We start from the raw sequence: 22,957 nt of genomic DNA on the forward strand, positions 1-22,957 counted from the left end.
CCCGCCTCCGTTTCCAAACGGAGGCGGTTTTCGTTTGGTAACGGGAATGGTATTTCTGAATGCAGCCGAACGTGCCTTAACAACACGCGACAAGCCGCACGCGCCTTCGTCTTTGCGCCATTGGTCACAAGCCTCTGTGTGTGCAGGTTGCATTTGCTACACCTGCCCTGAGTGTTGTCCTCGTCATTGGAAGGATATCCGAGAATAGTCCAACATATTGCGTAGTTGCGCTGTTTGCCCGAACAGTTTGCTGCTGTCGCTGGCGAAAGTGGTGCTCTCTAACTGGCAGGGATTGTTTCGTATCTTTGCGATTTTATATCTTAAAACAAAATTCACAAGGAGGTTGACAGGGCAGGCCAACTGGAGCTAACTACTCTGCGCATAGTTTGAGTGCGCAATCAGCAGGTGGTTGCGTGCTGTCCGCCTTCATTTCAAACGGATAAGGATGGAATCATGCTGACACTTTCCCCAGAGGAATATGTGGAAGCGTTTTTCGGTGAGGGCTGCGATACCGACGCGGCTGGAGGAGACTGTCAAATCACCGGAACACGCAGAACGCTGGCCTTGCAGACGGCACTGGATAATTATCGCTACGAGAACGAGCTGTACTGGAAAAAATCCATCCTGTTCTGGGCGTTCACTGCCCTTGCCTTTACCGGGCTGTTCGTTGCCGATGCAGCAATGCGAAACCCCTATTTCTACCAGCTTGTTGTCTGCAGCATAGGGGCGGTCATCTCCTTTGCCTGGGTAGCCATTACCAAGGGCAGCCGGTACACACAGCAAAAGTGGTGCCGCCTTGTTCATACGCTGGAAGATGAAGCGGTGGGCCCCCTCTTCAAGACCTACACCACGGTAACCAGTGCCAAGGCGCGCGCAAACAGCCTCTACCATCCCTCCAAGGGCGTGGTGTGCGACCCGGCGTCATCTTCCTACGAACTGCGCCCCTTCTGCACGTCCAAGGTTAACGACTATCTTTCGCTGTACCTCGCCTGCACGTGGGGTTTTCTCGCCGTACGCTATTTCGTGAAAACGGCACCGGAGCTTGCTTCCTATTTCCTTCCTGTGTTCGCAGACCCTGCGCAGGAACTCGGATTCATTTCTCTCTCGTTTGTGGCGTTCTCCGCATATTTCCTCGTCATGATGTTCTTCCGGTGCAGAACCAGCGCCGATGAGGTGAACTGCGCAGACCAGAGCCATTTCCGGGTTATCAAATTCATCCCCGGACAAAATCACTGATAATTCGGCCGCACGGCTGCGGCTCCGTCTGCTGGCTACAGTCGGGGCGGGCAACGTTGGCTTGGCTAATACATACGAAAGATATCTGCCTGCCCGCCTGCCGCCTGCCAAGACGTCCGAATTGCTGTTGCGCCCCCTGAAGCATTGCTTCCGGGGGCGTTCGCATTGAGGAGTCTGATTGTCTGAATCAGGCTGTTGGATGTCTGCCGTTGTTCCAGCTCTTTTCAGAGGCGGCAGAATGTTGACTCCGGAGCAGGAAGCCCGTATCGCTGGCACACAACAAGCCACGGAGTTTTGCTTTGAGTTCATCCACTCCCGTCCAAAATCTTCCTGTTTCCGTCCAGCACGCAGACCCTGCCACCGTACGCAGGATTCTGGTCTGCCAGTTGCGGCAAATAGGCGATGTGCTGCTCGCAACGCCATCTATCCACCTGCTAAAACAGCGTTTTCCTCTGGCGCGCATAGATGTGCTCACCGAGAAGAAGTGCGCCCCCATGCTGGAAAACAATCCGGATGTGGATACCGTGTGGCCCATAGACCGCAAGCAATTAACCAGTCTTTTCAAGGAGATATCCTTCTACTGGTCCGTTGCCCGGCAGGGCTATGACATCGTGGTGGACTTCCAACAACTCCCAAGATGCCGCTGGGTTGTGGCCTTTTCCGGCGCGCCGGTGCGCCTGAGTTATACCCCCGCGTGGTACAATGCGTGGCTCTTTACCCACACCGTTACTCCGCAGGACGGGTATGCCGCCATGGCAAAGGCCAGCGTGCTGCGGCCGCTCGGCATTGCATGGAACGGAGAGAAACCCCGCCTGTATCTCACGGAACCGGAACGGGCCTTTGCAGCAGACTATCTTGCGCGGTACGGTGTGCAGGAACATCACAGGCTGGTCACCGTGGATCCCACCCATCGCCGTGCCACCCGGCGCTGGCCCGCACGGCATTACGGCGCACTCATGGCACGTATGGCAGAAAATCACCCGGACATGCGTTTTCTGCTGCTGTACGGCCCGGGGGAGCGGGAAGAAGCCGGCGCTGTGCGCGACGCCTGCCCGTGCCCGGAGGCCGTCATCCTGCCGGATGAGATTATCTCATTGCGAGAGATGGCAGCCTGCATCGAGCGGGCAGTGCTGCACATAGGCAACTGTTCAGCACCGCGTCATATTGCCGTTTCCGTGGGAACTCCCACCTTTACCGTGCTGGGAGCTACGAGTCCGGCATGGACTTTTCCTTCTGCCGAGCATGCTCAGATAGCGCTTGGCTGCGACTGTCAGCCATGCAATCGAAATTCCTGCGAAACAGGCTACACATGCCTTGAAGGGCTTGAGCCGGAAGCCGTATGGCTGGCAGTACGCGAGCACATGGTGCATTGCGGGATTTAGTCCGCCGCGCCTTTATGGGCCAAAGGCCTGCCGCAGGGCCGCCTCCGCCACGTCCGTGGTGAACAGGTCCCGTAAAACAAGGGGTGAGGCCGCTTTTTCTCCCGCAGGGAAAAACGCCACCACGGGAATGGACTGGGACCCTAGTGCGCGTAGCAGGGCATATCCCTCCTCGTTTTCGCGCGTCAGGTCTACCTTGATGAAGACTGCTCCGTATTCCTGTGCCCAGCGGGCGCGGTTCGCCTCCGTAAGGACGGTATGCTCCAGAATCTTGCAGTTGGGGCACCAGTCCGCGGTGAAGTCCAGCACTAGGTTGTGCCTGCCCGCGCTTTCAAGAAACTGCTGTTGCGAGAACGTCTGCCACGGACTTTGGCCACCGCCCTCTTTGGTTCCCCGCCCGTCATACATAAGCGCCCCTGCAATCAGCGCCAAGCACAAGGCCCTGACAATCCAGCGGCGGAGCGGCGGGGCGGACAAGCCAGCAAAACGTCCCCATATCCACGCCGCAAAGGCGGTAAGCCACAGCAGGGCCAGAAGGAAGGGCAGCCGTGTCGCAGGCAGAATGGTCAGCAGGTAGCCTGCTGTACCCATGAGGAAAAAGCCTACAACCCGTTGCAGGGTGACTGTCCATGCGCCTGGTTTAGGGAAGTGAGTCACCAGTCCCGGCCACGCGGCCATGCCCAGATAGGGCAGGGCCATCCCTGCGCCCACCGCCACGAGGATGGTGGCCAGCACCACGGGGGGCTGCATGAAGGCCCATCCCAGCACGCCTCCCAGAAAGGGGCCGCTGCACGGGGTTGCCAGCAGGGTTGCCAGAAGACCTGTGGAAAAGGCGCTCCAGCGTCCGTTGCCCTGTGCGGAAGAGATGCCGCGCAGGTTCAGCATGGGCAGATCGAACACGTCAAAGGTGGAAAGGCCCAGCGTGAAGACCAGCAGTAGCAGGGCGGTGACGAGCCGCTGATCTTGAAAAAGCTGGCCCCAGGCCAGTCCCGCCACAGAAAGAATGGCCGCGAGCGCAAGAAACCATGTCAAGATTCCGGCTGCAAACAGCAGGTTATGTTCCCTGAAGCTGCGCATGCGTGCAGCATTGTCTGCAATATTGGTGGCCGAGACAATGGAGGAGAGCTTGAGGCTTATGACAGGCAGGACGCACGGCATAAAGTTCAGGATGAACCCCGCTATCAGCCCGAAAAGCACGGCCTTGCCCAGTGATGTAACCTCCAGCGACTGCATGAAGAAAACTGGCGTTATGCTGTAGCCTTTTTCTGAACTGAAGAGAGAAGAGGAGGCACGGTCTGAAAGGGACACGGAGCTATCCTTGCCGTTCTTATCCTTTGTGGCAGGCAGCGCACGTGTGCCTCCGCCAGATGCGGAAGGCAGCTCCACCCCCAGTTCCGCCCCAAGTTCTGTAGCCAGACGCGATGTGCTGGTCCCCACCGTTACGGTCTCGCCGCCTTGTGTCGGAACGATTTCCGTATACTGCCCGGAAAGAGGCCACCACGGCTGTGCTTCTGCGTAGGCCAGTTTGGAGGTGTTCCATTCTGCTTTCAATGTGTGGTGTACAGGCCAGCAGTTGTCCTGAGAGCACAACAGCAACTTAATGGTTATCTCAAGGGGCGGCTTGGCGGAAGTGGCGGGAAAACGGATGAACACTGGCGTGGGGCCATCGTGGATCATGACCGTGGCGGCTGGGTCAAAAACATCTTTCTTGGCCACCCCGGACGGGTAATAGATGCGCATGCCTTCGAGCAGGCGATTGGGAACCACTTCCGTGGGGCGTCCGGTATCGCCGGGATTGTGTGCGTAGAAATGGTAGCCGTTTTCAGGTGTTATCCATACGGCAAGCAGTATGTCCCCGGCGAGAAGGGGTGTGTCACCGGTTCCCGGAGCGGGGGAAAGAACATTTGCGGGCGGCGCTGCTTGGTCCAGCAGAAAGGCTTCTGTACGAAAGCTTACAGGCAGATCCGCAGCGAGCGCGTTGCCGGAGGGGCGGAGGAAGAGCAGCCCGATCAGAGCTATAAGGATGATCAGAGTGACATGGGTGACCTGGGCGATTTTGAGTGATACGCATGCGGTCCGCCGCAGGAATATGCCGCGCGGCGTGCGCAGACCGCAGGATTCCGGTTGAGCGAGGTGTGTTGAGTTGTCCATGGGGCTGTTATGGGGTTTTTGCGGAATTTATGCAAAATAATGTTGACAGAAATGGGTCTTCCAAATAGGTTCCATCTCCGCCGCAGGTTGAAGCAATTTAGCCGCAGCAGCCATGGTGTGGGCCATTGGCTCAACGGTAGAGCAGTTGACTCTTAATCAATTGGTTCGGGGTTCGAATCCCTGATGGCCCACCATGATAACAACGCCGTAAGGCGAAATAATATTTGGGGCATTGGCTCAACGGTAGAGCAGTTGACTCTTAATCAATTGGTTCGGGGTTCGAATCCCTGATGCCCCACCATATCAAGGCACCCTGCGTACGCGGGGTGCCTTCTTTTTTGCGCCCATGCGGGAAGGGCCTGGGAAGCCCTTGCCCGCCCATGTGCGGTTCAGGAAATACACACCATGTCGTACTCGTTCCCGGTAAGGCAACGTGCACCCGTGTCGGTGATTTCGAAGGTGTTCTCCACCCCCACCATACCCAGCCCGGGAATGCCTATTTTCGGCTCCACGGCCATGACCATGCCCGCTTCAAGCGGATCGTCAAACTTGTTGGCAAGAACCGGATATTCGTCCACGGCAAGGCCTATTCCGTGCCCCACAAAGGGAACCTTGCCGCCGCCCAATGCCATGAAGCCTTCCGCAAAACCTGCTTTGTCCGCCATGGCAATGGCTTCTCCGTATATTTGGGAAGGAATGGCTCCCGGCATCATCCGCTCCGAGACATGCCGCTGGATTTCTATGCAGGTGTCGTGGGCGCGCCGTGCAGCATCGGGAATGCCCTGCGCGTCTCCCGCCCAGTAAAGCTGTGTCTTGTCGGTATGATAGCCCTCAAGGCAGAAGCCGATATCCACGGCCAGCGGCGTGCCGGGATTCCAGACGCTGCCAGCGTACCCCATGTATGGTGTGGCTGGATGTTCGCCTTTCACGCCTAGCGGGCCGTTGAAGTGGTTTGGGTAGTTTCCGTTTTCTCCCGCCGAAACGTGGCCGAGAAATATCTCTTCCCCGAAGGAGTTCATGCGCAGAATGCCGGAATGTCCGCGTGCGAAAAAAACGTCCCACGCGCGGTGGGAAATTTCCCGTTCGTTCATGCCGGGCCGGATGAGTTTGGGCAATTCGCTATACAGGCTTTCGTGATGCCGTTTCCCTGCCAGCCGGAGTTTGGCGAGTTCCCAGCCGGTTTTCACGGAACGGGTCAGGGTCAGGGCGTGGTCTCCCGGCACAAAACTGAAACCGGCAAGCTTGGCACGCAGCATATCGCCGAACTGCCATGTCAGGCCCGAGAATTCGGCTGCAAGAGTGGTATTCTGCGGTGCGCTGCCTGCTTCGCCGAGTCTGGGAAGAATGTCGCTGTATGACCGGAAGGGCAGAATATGTGCTAGCGGGCTTTCCAGGCGGCAACGCTCCAGCCCGTGGCGTGCCAGCAACACCGGCCCTCCGCTAAGAGGAAGCCAGAACACGCCGTTGCCCAGTGTGCCCGTAAGGTAGTAGATGTTCACGCGCGAGAAAACTAGCAGGCCGCAGGCCTGCGGCGCATGCCGTGCGAGCATTTCTCTGCACCGCGTATGGCGGATGAACAGTTCTTCCGGTGGAATGACTTCTATGGGAGTGTGATCCGTGGTCGTTTGCTGGGTGGTCATAGTGTATCCTGCGGTCTTATTCGTCAGTCTGCAAAAGGCTTGGTGCACTTCGTCTGATCCTGTGCCGTGTTGTACGTGAAGGGGGTGGCAAGTGCAACGTGACCAGTTTGCTTTCGGATGCGCTTTTGTGCAATTGCACTTCGTTGCGCTGCGGAGTATGCTCCTCGCTTACGATTTCTTGAGAAGGATATCATATGCTGTTTGACGATACCGTGGGTGCCTTGCTGCGCACCGCGAAGACCATTGCGGTAGTGGGTGCCAAGGACAAACCGGGGCAGCCCGTGGATTCTGTAGGCCGCTACCTTATTGAGGCCGGCTACACGGTCATTCCTGTACATCCCGTCCGCCGTAATGTGTGGGGGCTTGTCACCTACGAAACCATTGGGGATATTCCCGTTCCTGTTGATATTGTGAACGTCTTTCGTGCTTCGCAGCACTGCGCCGGCCATGCCCGCGAGGTTCTGGCATTGCCCGTGCTGCCCGGCACGTTCTGGATGCAGTCCGGCATCCGCAACCCGGAGGCAGGGGCAATGCTGTCCGTTGCGGGGGTGCGTGTGGTTGAGGACCGATGCATCATGGTGGATCATCAACGACTGGTACTGAAGCGATAGCCGGAGAGAATGCGCATGGCGGAAACCAATATACAGGTGTTGCAGGAACGTAAGATTCAGGAATCGCATGAGGCAGACGAACAGGAAGCCTTTGACTGCAAGATGTGCGGGCACTGCTGCCTCGGCGAAGGCGGTATAGTGGTCAGCCCTAAAGACCTTGCGCGCATAGCAGCGCATCTGCGCATGGAGCCGCAGGCTTTTGCCGCCGAACACGGCGCGTACAAAGGTGGAAAGTTGTTCATCCGTGCGGGTTCTGACGGGTATTGTATCTTTTTTGAAAAAGGAAAAGGCTGCGGCGTGCATGTGGCCAAGCCCGATATCTGCCGGGCGTGGCCTTTTTTTCGGGGCAATGTGGTAGATGCGGAATCGCTGGAGCTTGCCAAGGAATATTGCCCCGGTATCCGGAGTGATGTGCCGCATGCTGAATTTGCCCGGCAGGGGCGCGCTTACCTGAAAGAGAACGGGCTGATTGCGTCTGACCCTGCATGTGAGGCGCGTGCCCTGATTCTGGACGACGAACCTGATCCCCGCTGAAAGCATGCTCTGTGATAGGCAGCGAACGGGGGCAATGGGGTGTTGTAAGATGTTGCTGCCTGCAAGCGCCTTGGGGCCGGTTGTCCGGGCGGAGGGTAAGAAATACAATGGGTGCCGGCGCGCGGACGGCAATGAAGAATAGTCTGGAGAAAGCAGCGTGACGCTACAGGAATGCTACCGGATTTTGAAGCTGGATGCTGGGGCCGGAATGGATGCCATCAAGTCCGCCTACCGCAGGCGGGCATTTGAACTGCATCCGGACCTGCATCCGGATAATCCTGACGCGTCGCGGCAATTTAAGTTGCTGAATGAAGCCTATGTGCTGCTGACCAAGAGCGCGGGGCCGGAGGTCGATGCCCGCTCGCGGGCGAATTCTGCCTATGAAAAGGCCAAGAAGGGATTTGACGCTTCTCAGGCCCGGCAGAAGAATGCTGCTGCCGGGGCGGGAAACGGCACTGCAGGTGCAGATGCCGGTGCAGCCGGAGAAGAAACGGAGCAGGCGCGCAGGGCACAGGCATCAGAAGCCTATGCACGGACGCAGGCCCGCAAGGGTGCCCCCGGCGGAGCACGGCGCACCGCATCTGAATACAGGCAGGAAGACGTCTTGAACGATATCCTGAAAGACCCCTTTGCCCGGCGTGTGTTCGAGGATATTTACAGCCAGATACGGCGGGAAGGCGGCAAGCCATCGCCATTGCCTAAAAAACGCAGGCTGAGTTTTGAATGGGGTGAATCCAAGCTCTCCTTCGACATGACCCACGGCGTGGTGGCCGGAGTGAAGAGCTGGCTGCGCAAGCAGATGGATGATGAGCAGACCATCTACGTTCCGCCCCAGAACCTGCTGCCCGGTGCGCGGGTGCGCATTTCCCTTTCGCAGGGAATGCGGGATGAGCCCAGACAGATTGAGATAACCCTGCCGCAGGACTTTGTTGTGGGGCGCCCCATCCGTCTGAAGGGGTTGGGACGCAAAATCGGGCCGTGGACAGGGGATCTGTTTCTGCGGGTGCTTGCCAAGGTATAGCTGCCCGGCCAGCTATTTCCCCATGTCTGGCTTTGCCTTTTCGGGCGATTTTTCTTTCATGCAACATTCTTTCATCTGAAGAAGGCAGCTTACATGACCCAGCGTACGCCGGAGCAGATTGCCCGCGTTTCCGGAACCGTTTCTTCTGTTCAGGCCACCCCTTCCGCACTTGCGGGCTTCCTCTTTGCACTGGCAGCAACGGTCATATGGTCCGGCAACTTCATTGTGGCGCGCGGACTCACGGATACCGTTCCTCCTGTAACCCTCGCGTTTTTGCGCTGGGCCACAGCGTTTGCGGTGCTGTTCCCCTTCGGGCTGCGGCCTTTTTTGCGTCAGTGGCCGGTGGTACGTCGCCGTTGGCGGTATCTTGCCTGCACGGCCCTCATCGGCATAACGCTATTCAATACCTTCCTGTACGTGGCGGCACACACCACCACGGCACTCAATCTCTCCCTCATCGCCATTACCTCGCCCATGTTCATTCTGGTGTTCGCGCGGCTGTTCCTTGGCGAGATTGTCACCGGCCGCAGGCTTGCGGGGGTAGCTGTGGTCGTCTGCGGCATAGTGCTGCTGGTCACCAGAGGCGATCTGGGACGACTGGCGGCATTACAGTTTGCCGTGGGCGATGTGTGGATGCTGGCCGGAGCGATGCTCTTCGGCGGTTACAGCATCCTCGTACGGCGCATACCCGAACCCATGGAGCAGGGAGCCTTTCTGTTCGTCCTGTTCGGTTTGGGCGCGCTTATGCTGGCTCCCGGAGCGTGGTGGGAATGGCAGCAGGGGCTGAGGTTTGCATTCACCCCCGTGATTCTGGGCACAATGGCCTATGTGGGGGTGGGGGCATCCCTCGTGGCTTTTTGGTGCTGGAACAAGGCTGTGGCCGTTATAGGGCCGGCACAGGCTGGTATGGTCTATTACAGCCTTCCCCTCTTCAGCGGCATTGAAGCGGTGGTGCTGCTGGGCGAGCCTGTAAGCTGGGTGCATCTGGTGAGCGGTGTGCTTATTCTTGGAGGCATACGCACGGCCACAAGGCCGTGATCATTCTCCGGTAAGATCATAAAAATAAGAACGATAGGCTAGATACGCCGCATCCGTTCTGGCAATGGCTTTTTCCAGAGCCTCCCGGTCTGCATGATTATCCAGCCGTTCCAGCAGGCTTTCAAGGGCATGAGCCAGTTCCGTGCTGGTCTTGCGCGCCACGGGATTATGCAGGCTGTTCGGGGCATCTTTGAGCAGTGAAGCCATTGTCCACGCGCGCAGCTCCATACCGGAGTCCAGTTCCTCTTCTTCGGCACAGGTATCAAGCAGGGCGCGCATGTCTTCATCGTCCAGTATGGCTGCAGCATCGTGAAAGAGCTTCACGTCATACCATTGGGGGTCCGTGGGGGCGGTGCGGTCCACCTGCGCGGCACGGCGTACCACCCAGAGGATAAGCCCCAAACTGGTGAGCAGCAGCAGGGATATGGCCAGATGCATGGTTTTCCTTCTGTTATGCCAATGGCGCTTCTTATTTCATGCTATCGACTTTCTGCCATAGCCCCGGACATGTCAATCCCGCAGGCGGGTGCCTGGTGACAGATATTGTACCATATATTAGCGCCAGATAGGAGCGCCATTGAGTTGCAGGCGTTGGCGGGAAATGTTCCCCGGTTGCTCTGTCCGGCGAATGGGGGTATGGGAGCGCATCGGGGCAGGCGCTGCCGGACAGAGCGCACATTGCGGATTTTGCAGAATGCAAGACATTACGGGCAGCGGAACAGGAGCGGAGGTCTGTGTCATGAGTCGGATGAGCCAACCCTCGGATATGTCTTTACACACGGGCATGAGCGGCACCCCGGTACAGGCTGGGTGCGATGGACATTGCCCAGCGGATAACGTTGTCCGCTTTTGGCGTGAAGAGGGCGTGGACGCGGTGGAGGTGCGCTACTCGCATTTCAGCGGTTACCGTTTTCCTCCGCATGTGCATGATACGTGGTCCGTGGGGTTGATAGATGCGGGCTGCACCGTCTTCCGCATGGATGGTCAGCAGCGGATTGTGCACGCCGGACAGGTGGTGGTCATTCCTCCCGGTGCCGCGCACGACTGCAATCCCCGTGAAGGTTCATGGACCTACCGGATGCTGTATGTACCGGATTCTCTTATGCAGAGAATGGCGGATGATATTTCCGGCTCTTCCACGCAGCGCGTGGGCGGGCTAGCCGTCGGCTTTGACGAACCGGTCATAGGCGATGCGCGTGTTTTTGCCGCTTTTTCCGGTTTTCAGCGGCTTGTGGAGCATGGGGCGGACCCTTTGCCAAGACGCACTGCCATGACCGAGGCGTTTTCCCGGTTGCTTGTGGGGTATGCGGACGTACGCGATGCACGGCCCGATGCTGCGAACGATTCGGAACATGCCGCTGTGCGTGCCGTGCGTGCCTATCTTGCCGAAAACCATGCGGAAAAAGTTACACTGGATGATCTTGCCCGCGTGGGCGGACTCAGCCCGTACCACCTGCTGCGGATTTTCCGTGCGGAAACCGGGTTAACCCCGCACCAGTGGCAGGTGCAGTTGCGCTTAAACCGCGCCAAGACGCTGCTTTCCAAAGGTGCGTCCATTGCCGACACCGCCGCAGCCGCAGGCTTTACTGATCAGAGCCATTTCTCACGCACCTTCCGTACCTATACCGGAGCAACTCCCGGTTTGTACCGCATGGCCCGTTCCGCAGCCTGATTTTTCATATTCTTCACAGTCTCCGAACCCGGCCTTCTGCTGCCGCCGTACTGTCTTCACCGGCAGTAGTGGGGCTGCGTGAAGCATTTAGGCCCGGCATCGCAATTTTTTACCATACCGGATTTCGACGATGCGCTAGGGTGCTCTTGTCTGACGTTCAGAAGGAGGTATCATGACTGCGGACAAGAAATCCAAATGTGTGTTTGTTATAGATGATACGCTGCCTGCGGGCCTTGCGGCCAATACAGCAGCGGTTCTGGCCACAGCCCTTTCCTGCAAGGTAGAAGGGCTGGTCGGCTGGGATGTGGCGGATGCGGAAGGTTGCGTACACCCCGCCATTACGCGTGTGCCCTTTCCCATGCTCAAGGCGCGGTCTGAAGAATTGGCGCGCCTGCATGCCCAGGCAAACGGGCAGAACGGTGTACTTGTGGCAGGATTTTCCGAAACGGCGCAGCGGTCGCGTTCCTATGATGAATACGCGGTCCGCCTTGGCGGAGTGACATCCGACAACATGCGGTATCTGGGGCTGGTCCTGTTCGGCGAACGGGGATGCATATCCCGGCTGACTGGCCATCTTGAGCTGATGTAGATGTTGCGGTGCCTTGGCGGTAACAGGGTGTTTAAAAGGGAATCTGTGATGTTGATGCGTGGTGTTCAGACCTTCCTGTACGCCCTCTGTGCGTACCCAATGTGAATTGGGGTCAGAATATTTCCTGCATCCTTCAGCTGACCATTTTTAAAAGCCCTGCGGGAAAGTGCATTTCCAGCCGCCCGTTAGCGGCCCCGTATACCATGCGCGAGGAGCGTCCGGGACTTGTTGAACCCGCCTGTTGGGCGTAGACCGGAAACCGCTTTTCGCGTTTTCAATAAACCGTCCGGTAATGACAGGGAGATTTCATGGCGTCCTCAAATAACACGCGGCTGATGCCTGTGTTCGCACTGCTTGCCGCCGTGCTGCTGTGGTCCAGTTCCTTTGTAGGCATGAAAATAGCCTTACGTGAGGTTGCGCCCCTCACCATCATCTGGCTGCGCCTGTTTTTCGCCACCTTGGTGGTGCTGCCTATGCTGCGGCGCGACATGGGGGCCAACCGTAAGCCGGGTGACTGGAAGTGGTTGCTGTTGGTGGCGTTTTTTCAGCCATGTCTCTATTTCACGTTGGAAAGCTACGCCCTGCAATACACTTCCGCTTCGGAGGCGGGCACCATTTCAGCCACCATGCCGCTCATGGTGGCTGTGCTGGCTGCGCTGTTTCTGGGAGAGCGGGCATCGTTGACTATGGTAACTGGGCTGGTGATCTCCTGTGCCGGAGTAGCGTGGCTCACGCTGGCAGGTGCGCCGACCGAGGCGGGGCCTAATCCTGTGCTCGGCAATTCGCTGGAGTTTGCTGCCATGGTGGCGGCGGCAGGATACACGCTTGGGCTGCGAAAACTGGAAGGACGGTACGGTGCGTGGGCGTTAACGGCCCTACAGTGTTTTGCGGGACTTATCTGGTTTTTGCCCGGGGCCCTGGTATCCGGACTGCCGGATCTTTCGTCTGTCAGCACCTCGTGGCCCAGCCTGCTTGCAGTGGTGTATATGGGGGTGTTCGTATCTCTGGGTGCTTTCTGGTGTTATAACTACGCGTTGGCGCATGTGCCAGCGGGAAGGGCTTCCGCTTATATCAATATGGTGCCGGTTCTGTCGCTGCTGCTGGGCTGGCTGGTGCTGGAAGAGCGCCTTGCGCCCACGCAATACGCCGCATGCGCGGTGGTGCTGGTGGGGGTGTGCCTGAGCCAGGAGCTGGTGCCGTGGCGCGGCAGGTTGCGGGCGGCACGGGCGGTAGTTTGAGATTGTGTACCAGTCTTTTCAGCAGCATGCAGATTGTGCAAAAGACTGCCGGAGACAAATCATATCGGTCGGGCTGCCTGAACCAACTGGCTGGCAGGCACCCATACAACAGAAAGCCCGGAACCTCTCGGTTCCGGGCTTTCTGCCTGTAGACTGAAGAAAAATGCTACTTGACGGTGGCGGGGCGGCGGATGCTGCTGCGCACCATGGAAACGATCCAGTACCCTGCGAAAATGCCCAGACAGTTGGCAAGGGCATCCACTGGGTCTGCTTCGCGCGGGGGCACAAGACCCTGAATCATTTCAGTGAGCACGCTCATGGCGATGAGCGCGTACAGAATCCAGTGCTGGACGCGTTTTCTGAACGAAACACGCGCCAGAACAGTGAGGAACATGTACGCTCCTGCGTGCATCACCTTGTCAAAGGCGGGAAAAGGCACCGGAATGCCGAGCCTGGGCACCAAGGAGAGCCAGAATACGGCAATGACCGGGATGAAGAAGCAGGCAGCTGCAATAGCCTGTTTCTTGGTGAATTTCATATTACTGCGGGTGGCTTCTTTCACAGCCGTTAACTCCGTGCCCAATAGGGCGGTAGCGCGCCATGACGCGGACATGTCACCACGACATGTCCGTGACGGCGCAACGCATTCTAGATGCTCTGCAATGCTCCGAAACAGGAAGCGTATATATTCTGGGGATGTATGTTGCAGTCAGACAGATTTGTCCTGCCCTCAGTCTCACCCGTAACGGGGGACAGGGCGGTCAGACACGGTCCGGCTGCCGTGGCGAAAAAGAATCCGTGTGCGACCATGCCCTCAATAACGGTGAGGTCAGCGGGAAGTTCCGGATAATTACGCCATGTTGATGACACAAGACCTCCGAAAGGCCGTTGATTTTGCGCCCCGCCTTTGTGCTTCGCTATCGGTCTGCCCTTTCGGGGCGTCCGAAGGAGAGCCAAGTCCGGAGCGAATGCGGGGTACAGAAGAAGCGGAACGATTCATCATTTCCCCCGCCGGAGAGCTATACGCCTTTGGTTTAGGAACGCAACAGAAAAGTTACAATTATAAATCAAAAAAGTTTTGCATGTGATATCATGGCGTTGTTGCAGAAAGAAGCCCACGGTTTGTTTGTCATTCGGTGAGGCTTGCCGTAAGATAGGAGAAGCGTTGTCGTTTTTGCCGGAATGGTTCCGGCTGTATTCGCACTCCGGGTGGTGGCATGTGCAAATAACCTACGCCTTTATTTTTGATGATGGCACAACCGAGCGTTTTGATCTGGCATTTACACAGGAGACCCTGCGTGCCGCATGGCCTTTGCCTGATAAGCTGCCGGACTGGTGTAGGCTGGAGTACTGCAAGTGCCCGCATTGTCCCTTTGAGCCGCAGCAGGTTCGGGATTGCCCGTTGGTGGCACGGCTGGTGGATGTGGTGAGGCGGCTCGGGCATCTTGTTTCCTATGACGAGATGCTGGTGGAGGTGGAAACGCCTGAACGCACAGTTTCGCAACGCACCACGGCACAACGGGGCGTAAGCTCGCTGCTGGGGCTTATCATTCCCACGTCCGGTTGCCCGCATACCGCGTTTTTCCGGCCCATGGCCCGGTTTCACCTTCCGTTTTCCTCGCCGGACGAAACATTCTATCGAGCGGCTTCCATGTACATGCTGGCACAGTACTTCCGGGCGGCTTCACCGGAAGAGGTGGACCTGAATATGGAAGGACTTGGACGCATCTACAGAAACATGGAAGTTGTGAACCTGCAGTTGGTGGAACGCCTGCGGGGGGCTTCTTCTTCGGATTCGTCCGTCAATGCGGTGGTCATTCTGGATCTTTTCGCCAAATCCATGCCTGTTGTGCTGGAAGAGCGTCTGGACGATTTCAGATATCTTTTTACGCCGTACATTTCTTCCGGAACGGCAGACGAATGAGAACGGCCCGGCGGAGAACATTCCGCCGGGCCGTGTTTGGTCTTGCTATGGGCGTGCAGGCAAGGGGGCCTTACATGGCTTCGCCCGCATCCAGTTCGCTGATCTGCTTGTCTATGGCTTCCTGCAGTTCCGGCGGCAGGCCTTCCATCTCCACGTTCAGGAAGCCGCGTACAATGGTTGCGGTGGCTTCGTCTTCATCCAGCCCCCGAGCCATAAGGTACTCAATTTCCTCCTGAGCAATTTTGCCCACCGCCGCTTCGTGTGAAAGCTCCACGCCATCGATCGTGGCGTCCAGTTCCGGTATGGCGTGTATGCGTCCGCCGCCCAGAATCAGGCCTTTGCATTCAAGGTGTCCGCGGGCGGGCACGTTGTTCGCGCCTATGAATCCACGGTTGATGATGGTGCCGCCCGTGGTAAGGGTGCGGGCGATAATCTCCGCGCGGGTATTGGGGGCGTTCAGCAGGATGCGGTTGCCGGAATCCACATGCGAACCTTCCGGAGCCACAATAACGGAGTTGAAGCGGGCAACCGCCCCGGAACCGTTCAGGGTAATGGCGGGATACATCTGCAGGTCGCGTACGGGTTTGAGCAGTACATAGTTGCTCAGGAACACGGCGTCTTCTTCCAGAATGCCTGCGGAGCGCGGGCGAACAGCCGTATCCTCTCCCCAGTTGTGGATCATGGTGAAGGTGAGCTTGCCGCCTTTTTTTACATAGAATTCGGAAATGCCCATGTGGGCTGTTTCCTTGGCACCGTGCGCTGTGGCGCAGCCGGTGATGATGTGCATCTCCGCGCCTTCTTCCACAATGACGATGTTGTGTACGTTCTGGGCAAGACCGGAGTCCTTGATGAACAGGCAGGACTGCACGGGTTCCTTAATTTTAACCCCGGCCCGTGCGCGGATGAAGTAGCCGCCGTGCAGGGTGTCGTGCGCCGCTCTGGTGAACTCATCCTTATCCTTGTCCACCAGCTTCCACCAGTATTCGGGTAGTCCGTCGTACTTGGCAAGGGCAGCCTTGATATCCAGAATCTCCAGTCCTTCCTGCTGGCTCTTGCAGTGCACGCCGGAGTGGTTCATGTGCATGAAGGAGCCTGCGCGGTCGCTGCGGTTGACATCTATGCCCGCATAGAGCAGGCGTTCCTTGTCTTCCGGGGAGAGGCTGGAAAGGTCTTCAATGGGGGCGGCAGTACCGCCGTCCATGCGGAATTTGGCAAGATCGATTTTCTGCATGCTAATACACCTCCCTGAAGTCGGCGAGGTCGATGTGTTCACCGTTTTCGGCACTGAGGCAGCGCAGACATTCTTTGTAGCCGTGCCGGGAGATGTGGTCGAGGATGTCACGGGGACGCGCCTCGCAGCACAGTCTGCCATTGTACATCACCTGTCCGCGGTCAGCGTTCACGTATTCGAGAATGTGGCCCGTGTGCGTGATAATGAGCCCCGCTGTGCGGCAGGAGGATTTGGCCATCTTCATGGTGCAGGATGCGGGCTGCATGCCGTCCAGCAGTTCGCGGGCGGTTCTGCCTATGAGCGACATGTTTTCAAGGTCCACGCCGGATTCCGGTTCGTCAAAGAGTATAAGGTCGGGGCGCTGCGCCATAAGCTGCAACAACTCGGAGCGCTTGATTTCCCCGCCGGAGAACCCGGCGTTGATGTCGCGGTGCAGAAAGCGCGAAAAGTTGACCTTGCGTGCCAGTCCTTCCACATCCACTTCCCGGCCTTGAGCGCACATTTGGACAAGATGCCCTGTCTTCAGTCCGTGGATTGTGGGCGGACGCTGGAAAGACATGCCCATGCCAAGGCGCGCGCGCTCATACATGGGAGAATGGGTTATATCCACCCCTTTGAAGAGGATGCGCCCTTTGGTTACGGTGTAGTTGCCAAAACCCATGAGCGTCATGAGCAGGGTGGTCTTGCCCGACCCGTTGGGGCCGAAGAGGATGAACGTTTCTCCTTCGGGAATGGTCAGGTCGATGCCCTTGAGCACCTCCACATCCCCGATGTTCACATGGAGATTTTGAATTTGCAGCATTAAAAACCCCGTCTTGCGGTGTGGAATTTCGGACGGCAGCGCATCCGGACGCACCGTTATGCGGCATGAATCCGCTCAAGTCAATGCGCTGCCCGGCGGGAGGCGGATTAGTCGTCTCCCGGGTGTCTCGGAGGGGCTATGACCGACCGGTGCGGCGGAGTCCCTTCCGGGGTGTGGCAGTAATAACAATGTCCCCTGCGCCGGAAGAAGGGGAGCATGACAATGCCTGCAATAAATCCGCCTGCATGCGCCCACCAGGCTATGCTTGCCCCGCTGCCTCCGGCAGCCATGGAGCCGATGCCTGAAAGCACCTGCATGCCGAACCATATGCCCAGATAGAGCACGGCGGGAAGGTCAAAGAACAGCGGAATGATAACAATGGGAACAAGCGTGGTGACGCGTGAATGGGGATACAGGAGAAAGTAGGCCCCCATAACGCCCGCTATGGCACCGGAAGCACCCACTATGGGAATGGTCGCCTCTGCGTTGAAAAACAGGTGCGCGAGCATGGCGGCAAGCCCGCAGGTGAGGTAAAAGGCGGTGAACCGCACAGGCCCCATAACATCCTCAATGTTGTCGCCGAAAATCCACAGCGACCACATGTTCACGATAAGGTGCATCCACCCTCCGTGCAGGAACTGATGGGTGATAAAGGCAAACTGTCCGTAAGCAGGGTAGCCCGCCTGCAGTGCCCAATCGGGAAAGGCGTAGCGGGCCGGTACCACGCCGTATACGTGAAGAAGCTCGAACAGTTCCCTTCCGTTCAGGCTTTGCTGATACAGAAAGGCCAGAATATTCAGCGCCAGAATAGTGTATACCGCGTAGGGCGTGTGAACGCGGGGAATGCTGTCGCGTATGGGAAACAATGGTACCTCGTCTTTCTATCAGGCAGGCGGTGCCGTCTCCCACAGGGAGGCGAGACGTTCCGCCATTGCGTTCCGTGCGGCGTTTCTGCGTTTTTCGAGCGATTCCGCAAGAATATGCGCGTTGGAGGCCAGTGCCTCAGGAGTTCCGCCGTTATCCACCACAATGTCGCAGGCGGCCATTTTATCGTCTTCCGCCCACTGCCACGATTCCATAACCGCAAGCATATCCCCGTCCCAGCCCCTGCCTGCGGTAAGGCGCGTGGCGCGTGTTTCGCGGGGGCAGCGCACGCCCACCAGTATGTCCGCATCCTCGCGCCAGCCGGATTCCAGAAAAAGCGGCACCTCTGCCACCGCGGCGGGGTCTTGAGCATGGGCAGCCCAGAAGGTGTGCAGGTCGTGGCGTACCAGCGGGTGCACACAGGCCTCCACCTCTTTGCGTACGGAGGCAGATTCCCGCATGGCGTCAAAGAGGGCCCGTCTGTCCACGGCACCGTCTGCCGGGGCAAAACGGTCGCCGTACCGCCCGCGCAGGAAACGCCAGCCGTCGCCGCCGGGGGAGTACAGGGTGTGCACTATGCCGTCTGCCGTCCAGACGGGATACCCCGCCTCTTCCATCAGACGCAGAAGTGAAGATTTGCCGCACCCCGGCATGCCCGTGAGCACCACGCGCTGCATGCGCGAGGCAAGGGCAATCGCCAGGGCGGAAAAATCCTGAGGGGGCGGACAGAAAAAGCGCATCTGTTCACCTGTTACCGGGTGGGTGAAGTGCAGCCGCCATGCGTGCAGCATCTGGCGATTCGCCAACCGTGCCGCAGGTGAATCTTTCGGGGCGCTGCCGCCGTAAGTGGCATCGCCCCACAACGGATGGCCGAGATGGCTCATATGCACCCGTATCTGGTGGGTTCTGCCCGTATGAATGCGTACGGCAACAAGCGCATATCCTGCCGCTTTGTCCGCATGCAGCACCCGGTAGTCCGAGCGGGCGTTCCTGCCGCCCTGTTCCGGGGGCACTACAGCCATTTTAACCTTGTATGTGGGATGCCTGCCCACGGGCGCATCCACAGTGCCAGAATCAGGCGAGGGCACACCGTGTGTGAGCGCGAGGTATTCCTTGTATGTATCCCGTTCGGCAAAGGCGTGGGAAAGGGCAAGGCGGCTTTCTTCCGTCAGTGCCACGACAATGATGCCGGAAGTATCTTTATCCAGTCGGTGCACAATGCCCGGTCGGAACCCCTCCTGCTGTGCCAGCTCTGGGAAATGATGCAGCAGCCTGTGCACCAGCGTTCCGGAAGGACAGCTCGGGCAGGGGTGAACTGTCAGTCCGGGTTGTTTGTCCAGAACCACAAGGTGTTCGTCGCTGTAGAGAACACGGATGGGAGAGTCTTCCGCCACCAGCGAGGAAGGTTCGGGGTTCAGAAGCACCTGTATGCGCATGCCGTGCGCAACCTTGGTGTTGGGCTTGGTGCACCGGCCGGAGTTGACGAGCACATCGCCTTCGCGGATGGCGCGTTTAATGCGTTCCCGGCTGAGGGCGCGGGACTGGAGCGTTTCGGAAAGGAACAGGTCCAGACGGGCACCGTGCGCCTCGCGCGGGACGGTGAGGGAAAAGCCGCTTTCCGTTTCAGGGGGGGGCACAGAAGCTTTTGGGGAAGTTTTTTGGGAAGCCAGTGAGGAGGCTGATGCGTTTGGCGATAAGGTTTCCGGCGGAGAGGCCGGGATATGCGGGACGTTTGTCATGGTATGTTCTTCCGGACTGGCTTGACCGTGTGGGCTGATTCAGTGTAGGGCTAATGAGATTTGGGGCGGCCACAAGGGCCGTTTTTTTGCAAGCACTCTTCAAGGAGGCCAGAGTGGCTGTTTACGTGGTTGACCATCCGTTGGTCAAACATAAACTCGGGCGTCTGCGTGAAGTTGACGTCACTGTGTCAGAGTTTCGCGCACTTTCCAATGAAATCTGCAGGCTTCTTACCTACGAAGCCACCAAGAAGCTCACCGTCGAGCCTAAAGTCATCCAAGGCTGGGCCGGACCTGTCACTGTTGAGCAGATAAAGGGAAAAAAGGCAACCGTCGTTCCCATTCTGCGCGCCGGTCTGGGCATGCTGGACGGGTTGCTGGACATGATCCCCGGTGCCAAGGTCAGCGTTGTGGGCATGTTCCGCAATGAAGAAACCCTTGAGCCCGTGGAATACTATGTCAAGCTGGCCAAAAACATCGACGAGCGCACCGCCATTATCATCGATCCCATGCTGGCAACGGGGGGCACCCTCATAGCCACCATCAACCTGCTGAAAAAGGCCGGTTGCAAGAGCATTGTTGGCCTGTTCCTTGTGGCGGCACCGGAAGGCATCGAGCGCGTCATCAAAGCGCATCCCGATGTGGATATCTATACCGCAGCCATTGACGAGCGACTTAATGAGCACGGGTATATTCTTCCCGGTCTGGGCGATGCGGGCGACAAGATTTTCGGGACCAAGTAGGTTCCGTACCGTCCGCGTAACGGCAGGAGCATTTGCCCTTGGTGTTTCCGTTCCCGGTTTTCCGGGAGCGGCCCCAAAGGGCGGATGCTCTTTTTTTCGGTGTGCCGTCCGGTCTGGCGGCATGTGGCGTGCGCATGGTGTGCCGTTCGCGAAGGGGGCGGACGGCCTGAACGTATTGTAACGATTTTTCTGTGAGGAGGGCATGGTGTCCGATACGAGTACGGAGTATTCCTTCAGGCTGAAAGACAGCCTTGTGGGCGCGCAGATGTTGTTTGTGGCCTTTGGCGCGCTTGTTCTGGTGCCGCTGCTGACAGGGCTTGATCCTAACGTGGCACTCTTTACCGCCGGGGCAGGCACGCTGCTGTTTCAGGTTGTCACCAAACGCAGTGTTCCCGTGTTTCTGGCATCCTCTTTTGCTTTCATCGCGCCCATCATCTACGGGGTGCAGACTTGGGGTGTGGCAGGAACTATGTGCGGGCTTGCTGCCGCCGGCCTGCTGTACGTTCTGCTGGCATTGCTCATCAAGATGCAGGGGCCGCAGGTGCTGGAACGCGTGCTGCCCAGCGTGGTCACAGGACCGGTGATTATGGTTATCGGCCTTATTCTGGCGCCGGTGGCCGTGTTCATGGCTCTGGGTAAAACGGGCGACGGAGCCATACAGCTTATCCCGCAGGGACCTGCTCTGTTCATCTCCATGGCATCTCTTGCCGCCACCATCCTTGCCTCCCTGCTGGGAAGGGGCATGCTATCGCTGGTGCCCATTCTTCTGGGGATAGTGGTGGGGTACGTGCTTTCGCTCCTGTTCGGCTATGTGGACTTCTCTCCCGTCCGGGACGCTCCGTGGCTGGCCGTTCCTTCATTCACCTTCCCGGAATGGAATCTTGAGGCCATTATCTTTATTGTTCCCGTGGCCATTGCTCCTGCCATAGAGCATGTGGGCGATGTGCTGGCCATAGGGTCTGTGACGGGTAAGAAGTATATTGATAAGCCCGGAGTACACCGCACCATGATGGGGGACGGACTCGCCACCACACTCGCCTCCATGCTGGGCGGTCCCCCCAACACCACGTATTCCGAAGTAACTGGAGCCGTTGCACTGACCCGTTCGTTCAACCCCGGCATCATGACCTGGGCAGCCATCACCGCCATAGTGCTGGCTTTTGTCGGCAAGCTGGGGGCACTGCTGCAGACCATTCCGGTGCCGGTTATGGGTGGCATCATGATCCTGCTTTTTGGTACCATCGTCGTTGTGGGTATTAATTCGCTGGTGCGGGCAGGCAATGACCTCATGGAACCCCGCAACATGGCCATTGTTGCGATTATTCTGGTATTCGGCATAGGTGGCATGGCCTTTCATGCCGGTGAGTTCTCCATCAAGGGAATCGGCCTTGCCGGTATAGTGGGGGTTCTGCTTAACCTGCTGCTGCCCAGAGGAAAGAAAAAAGAAATCAAATAGCCGGGTTGTGCCGTCTTTGGCGTACATTCCGAAAGGCACCTGCTGCCCCCCGGACCATGTCGGTCCGGGGGGCTTTTCAGTTGTTGCAAACAGGAGAGGTTTTGCGCAATGAATATATGAAACTATATTTAATATCATATTTCAGGAGGGGGGATTATGAACGCTATGGAGCGATTACGGCTTACGGCTCCAAATGTGGCGGCTCTTGCCCGTGAGCTGAATATTGACGGGCGTGTGGCGGATGCCGTGGAGCACAACGCCATAAGGGCCGAAGCACGGGGTTTGGAAAATCATCAGCGTACCATTGTGCAGCATTGTGAAGATGGGCTCAGCACTACCCGGTTGGAGGCCTTAAGGCTTCTGGATGCGGAACGTGCCGACAGGGCAGAGCGTGCAGCCTATAGTCCTCTGCAACGTCTGGATGAGGCTCGCCGTATGGCGGAATGGAATATTCAGCAGGCCATTTTCAATCGCAGGAGAGATCTGGAGGAGTCGTTCAAAACGATTACGGAACTCAAAAGCACGTTGTGGAGTATCCGCAGCAGGCGGAATTATAAACGTGATCCCAGGCCTCCGGGAAACAAAGGGCTAGCAGGAGCCATTCTTTTTGCCGCCCTTGTCATGGAAACCCTTATGAACGGTGTGCTCTTTGCCAGCGGAAGCGAGCGGGGGCTTCTGGGCGGGGTTACGCAGGCGTTGTTCATCTCAATCATCAATCTGTTGTTGTCGTTTGGTCTGGGGTATCTGCTCAAGCGTAAGAATACCAAGCAGGGAGTGGAAAAGGGCGTATATTCAGGTGCGCTGCTTGTATCCCATCAGGCGGCTGCGTGGCTTACGAACTTGGCGGCTGCACACTATCGTTCGGCTGTGGCTGTGCTGGAGAATTATCAGGCGGCAAACAAGCAGTTTCTCGTGCGCATGTTGACGCACCCGTTTCAGATAGAGACCTTTGAATCGTTTATCCTGCTCATATTGGGCATGGTTATAGCGTATGTGGTTTTGTACAAGGGTGATCCTGCTACAAAGTTGTGGATACCCAGTTAAGCTACTATCCTGACTCAAACAGGAGCAGTGGATGAGTAACACACGACG

21 protein-coding genes and 2 tRNA genes are annotated in these 22,957 nt (G+C 57.8%); 15 read left to right on the forward strand and 8 right to left on the reverse strand.

Features of this window, described 5'->3' with window-relative positions; genetic code table 11:
• Positions 1–453 precede the first annotated feature (453 nt).
• Both HUV26_RS11460 and HUV26_RS11465 read left to right on the forward strand, forming a co-directional pair.
• Positions 454–1,236, forward strand: coding sequence for a RipA family octameric membrane protein (locus HUV26_RS11460; protein ID WP_174410218.1), 783 nt, complete (start codon positions 454–456; stop codon positions 1,234–1,236).
• Between the two features lie 371 nt (positions 1,237–1,607).
• Entirely contained in the window at positions 1,608–2,618 is a 1,011-nt protein-coding gene (locus tag HUV26_RS11465; protein ID WP_243451369.1) for a glycosyltransferase family 9 protein, read from the forward strand.
• A gap of 12 nt (positions 2,619–2,630) precedes the next feature.
• On the opposite strand, the gene HUV26_RS11470 is transcribed toward HUV26_RS11465, so the two are convergent.
• Entirely contained in the window at positions 2,631–4,766 is a 2,136-nt protein-coding gene (locus tag HUV26_RS11470; RefSeq protein ID WP_174410220.1) for a protein-disulfide reductase DsbD family protein, read from the reverse strand.
• Positions 4,767–4,885: 119 nt separating this feature from the next.
• Here HUV26_RS11470 and HUV26_RS11475 point away from each other — a divergent pair.
• Positions 4,886–4,960 (forward strand) — tRNA-Lys (locus HUV26_RS11475).
• A 32-nt stretch (positions 4,961–4,992) separates the two neighbouring features.
• A tRNA-Lys gene (locus tag HUV26_RS11480) sits at positions 4,993–5,067 on the forward strand.
• A gap of 88 nt (positions 5,068–5,155) precedes the next feature.
• On the opposite strand, the gene HUV26_RS11485 is transcribed toward HUV26_RS11480, so the two are convergent.
• On the reverse strand, positions 5,156–6,406 hold the full coding sequence (locus HUV26_RS11485) for a M24 family metallopeptidase (RefSeq protein WP_174410221.1): 1,251 nt from the start codon (positions 6,404–6,406) through the stop codon (positions 5,156–5,158).
• Positions 6,407–6,600: 194 nt separating this feature from the next.
• On the opposite strand from HUV26_RS11485, the gene HUV26_RS11490 reads away from it, so the two are divergent.
• The 4 genes from HUV26_RS11490 to HUV26_RS11505 all read left to right on the forward strand — a co-directional run bounded on the left by HUV26_RS11490 (position 6,601) and on the right by HUV26_RS11505 (position 9,610).
• Entirely contained in the window at positions 6,601–7,017 is a 417-nt protein-coding gene (locus tag HUV26_RS11490; RefSeq protein ID WP_174410222.1) for a CoA-binding protein, read from the forward strand.
• A 102-nt stretch (positions 7,018–7,119) separates the two neighbouring features.
• Positions 7,120–7,551 carry a YkgJ family cysteine cluster protein gene (locus HUV26_RS11495; protein ID WP_243451370.1) on the forward strand — a complete coding sequence of 144 codons (432 nt, stop codon included), beginning with the start codon at positions 7,120–7,122 and terminating at the stop codon, positions 7,549–7,551.
• A 157-nt stretch (positions 7,552–7,708) separates the two neighbouring features.
• Complete coding sequence (locus tag HUV26_RS11500) at positions 7,709–8,572, forward strand: J domain-containing protein (RefSeq protein ID WP_174410224.1); 864 nt, start codon at positions 7,709–7,711, stop codon at positions 8,570–8,572.
• A gap of 93 nt (positions 8,573–8,665) precedes the next feature.
• A complete protein-coding gene (locus HUV26_RS11505) occupies positions 8,666–9,610 on the forward strand; it encodes a DMT family transporter (RefSeq protein ID WP_174410225.1) in 945 nt (314 codons plus the stop codon).
• On the opposite strand, the gene HUV26_RS11510 is transcribed toward HUV26_RS11505, so the two are convergent.
• Positions 9,611–10,048, reverse strand: a complete 438-nt coding sequence (locus tag HUV26_RS11510) for a hypothetical protein (protein ID WP_174410226.1) — start codon at positions 10,046–10,048, stop codon at positions 9,611–9,613.
• Between the two features lie 301 nt (positions 10,049–10,349).
• On the opposite strand from HUV26_RS11510, the gene HUV26_RS11515 reads away from it, so the two are divergent.
• The 3 genes from HUV26_RS11515 to HUV26_RS11525 all read left to right on the forward strand — a co-directional run bounded on the left by HUV26_RS11515 (position 10,350) and on the right by HUV26_RS11525 (position 13,109).
• Positions 10,350–11,282, forward strand: coding sequence for a helix-turn-helix domain-containing protein (locus HUV26_RS11515; RefSeq protein WP_174410227.1), 933 nt, complete (start codon positions 10,350–10,352; stop codon positions 11,280–11,282).
• Positions 11,283–11,454: 172 nt separating this feature from the next.
• A complete protein-coding gene (locus HUV26_RS11520) occupies positions 11,455–11,871 on the forward strand; it encodes a DUF2000 domain-containing protein (protein ID WP_174410228.1) in 417 nt (138 codons plus the stop codon).
• Positions 11,872–12,179: 308 nt separating this feature from the next.
• Complete coding sequence (locus tag HUV26_RS11525) at positions 12,180–13,109, forward strand: DMT family transporter (protein WP_174410229.1); 930 nt, start codon at positions 12,180–12,182, stop codon at positions 13,107–13,109.
• 166 nt (positions 13,110–13,275) lie between these two features.
• Here HUV26_RS11525 and HUV26_RS11530 read toward each other — a convergent pair whose 3' ends face one another.
• Positions 13,276–13,647: a VanZ family protein gene (locus HUV26_RS11530; RefSeq protein WP_174410230.1), complete on the reverse strand. Its 372-nt coding sequence runs from the start codon at positions 13,645–13,647 to the stop codon at positions 13,276–13,278.
• 627 nt (positions 13,648–14,274) lie between these two features.
• Here HUV26_RS11530 and HUV26_RS11535 point away from each other — a divergent pair.
• Entirely contained in the window at positions 14,275–15,033 is a 759-nt protein-coding gene (locus HUV26_RS11535) for a DUF6901 family protein (RefSeq protein WP_174410231.1), read from the forward strand.
• A gap of 70 nt (positions 15,034–15,103) precedes the next feature.
• On the opposite strand, the gene HUV26_RS11540 is transcribed toward HUV26_RS11535, so the two are convergent.
• The 4 genes from HUV26_RS11540 to coaE all read right to left on the reverse strand — a co-directional run bounded on the left by HUV26_RS11540 (position 15,104) and on the right by coaE (position 19,567).
• On the reverse strand, positions 15,104–16,264 hold the full coding sequence (locus tag HUV26_RS11540) for a SufB/SufD family protein (RefSeq protein WP_174410232.1): 1,161 nt from the start codon (positions 16,262–16,264) through the stop codon (positions 15,104–15,106).
• A 1-nt stretch (position 16,265) separates the two neighbouring features.
• Entirely contained in the window at positions 16,266–17,066 is an 801-nt protein-coding gene (locus HUV26_RS11545; protein ID WP_174410233.1) for an ABC transporter ATP-binding protein, read from the reverse strand.
• A 107-nt stretch (positions 17,067–17,173) separates the two neighbouring features.
• Entirely contained in the window at positions 17,174–17,932 is a 759-nt protein-coding gene (locus HUV26_RS11550) for a rhomboid family intramembrane serine protease (RefSeq protein ID WP_174410234.1), read from the reverse strand.
• Positions 17,933–17,950: 18 nt separating this feature from the next.
• Positions 17,951–19,567 (reverse strand): dephospho-CoA kinase, encoded by a 1,617-nt coding sequence (gene coaE / locus HUV26_RS11555; RefSeq protein ID WP_243451359.1) that lies wholly within the window; start codon positions 19,565–19,567, stop codon positions 17,951–17,953.
• Positions 19,568–19,782: 215 nt separating this feature from the next.
• Here coaE and upp point away from each other — a divergent pair, with 215 nt between their 5' ends.
• From upp to HUV26_RS11570, 3 genes are all read left to right on the forward strand, one after another.
• The gene (gene upp / locus HUV26_RS11560) at positions 19,783–20,409 is read left to right on the forward strand and encodes a uracil phosphoribosyltransferase (protein ID WP_174410236.1); all 627 of its coding nucleotides are present in this window, start codon (positions 19,783–19,785) and stop codon (positions 20,407–20,409) included.
• A 202-nt stretch (positions 20,410–20,611) separates the two neighbouring features.
• Positions 20,612–21,865 carry a uracil-xanthine permease family protein gene (locus HUV26_RS11565; protein WP_174410237.1) on the forward strand — a complete coding sequence of 418 codons (1,254 nt, stop codon included), beginning with the start codon at positions 20,612–20,614 and terminating at the stop codon, positions 21,863–21,865.
• A 156-nt stretch (positions 21,866–22,021) separates the two neighbouring features.
• Entirely contained in the window at positions 22,022–22,909 is an 888-nt protein-coding gene (locus HUV26_RS11570) for a hypothetical protein (protein WP_174410238.1), read from the forward strand.
• The last annotated feature ends 48 nt before the right edge of the window (positions 22,910–22,957 follow it).

It is taken from the genome of Desulfovibrio psychrotolerans (genome assembly GCF_013340305.1).
GTDB lineage: Bacteria > Desulfobacterota > Desulfovibrionia > Desulfovibrionales > Desulfovibrionaceae > Halodesulfovibrio > Halodesulfovibrio psychrotolerans.